This is a genomic window from Micromonospora craterilacus (assembly GCF_003236315.1).
GTDB lineage: Bacteria > Actinomycetota > Actinomycetes > Mycobacteriales > Micromonosporaceae > Micromonospora > Micromonospora craterilacus.
Genome location: NZ_POTY01000506.1, coordinates 1 through 1,002, shown reverse-complemented (window position 1 = coordinate 1,002; position 1,002 = coordinate 1). Strand labels below are relative to the sequence as shown.

Sequence of the window (1,002 nt, the reverse complement as noted above, 5' to 3'; positions counted from 1 at the left end):
CGTGCCAGTCAGGCGGGTCGTGGCCCCGGACCGGTGTTCCGGGTCTGTTCAAGAGGCGGTCAGCGAGTAGGCCGGCAGTGGCGTGTTGCCACGATCCTTCGCCAGGGACCGGAGCACATCCGCCTGGCTTTGTACCAGGTCCCGTACCGTTTGCGGCAGCTCAGCCATCCGGTCGACATCGTCGAGCAGTGTCACGCAGGCGTTCACCTCCCAGTCACCGTCCTGTAGGGAGGCGGTGTCCACGGCCTGTCCCGGGACGGGGCACCAGCCTGCCGCCGGGAGCGTCCGGAGCAGACTTTCGTGCGAGAACGGCGTGCGCACATTGCCTTCGCCCCGCGACCCGCTCGCCTCGAACTGGCCCTGGATTAGGACGGCCAGCAGGTGGGGCAGTTGGTCGGCCGAGCTGGGTGCGAGGTCCCACTCGGTGAAGCACAGGGTCCGTGCCCACCGGCGGACCCGGGCGAGGCTCTCCCGCAGCTGGTCCAGGGAGGCGAAGTACCAGGAGCAGTGTGCCAGGACGGCGTAGTCGAACCCGCCGCTGGGGAAAGTGACCGCCTCATCGAGGATGTCCAGGCTGAAGCGGAATTCGATGCGGGAGCCCAGCGGTGTCGCCTTGAGGTGCTCTGCCGACTGGCCCAAGGTGATCGGGGTGCCGTACGACGGATCGGCGATGTCGACGGCGACCACGCGGCCCTGCGGGCCGACGGCCTCGGCCAGGACGGCCGTCATGTCGCCCTGTCCGCAGCCGACTTCCAGGACCGACGCTCCGGCTGGGATGCCCCAGCCAGAGACGAGTGCGGCCCGGTAGCGGGTCTGGGTCAGCTGTATGTCGGGGCTCACATCGGCGGCGGCCATGGCGGCCGCGATCGAAGGCACCTTCGACATGAGGTCGGTCTTGTTCACAGACTCCTCCGCCGGGCTCTCCGGGTGTCGTGCATGCCGAGGCCGCTGTTGTGCAGGCGGGGCTGACGCCGGTCGTTGATCTCCAAAAGTTACCAGAAA

The 1,002-nt window shown here is 68.4% G+C and carries 1 protein-coding gene; it reads right to left on the bottom strand.

Features of this window, described 5'->3' with window-relative positions; translation table 11 throughout:
• Positions 1-48: 48 nt before the first annotated feature.
• Positions 49-903, bottom strand: a complete 855-nt coding sequence (locus C1I95_RS34120; protein ID WP_111220238.1) for a class I SAM-dependent methyltransferase — start codon at positions 901-903, stop codon at positions 49-51.
• Positions 904-1,002 lie beyond the last annotated feature (99 nt).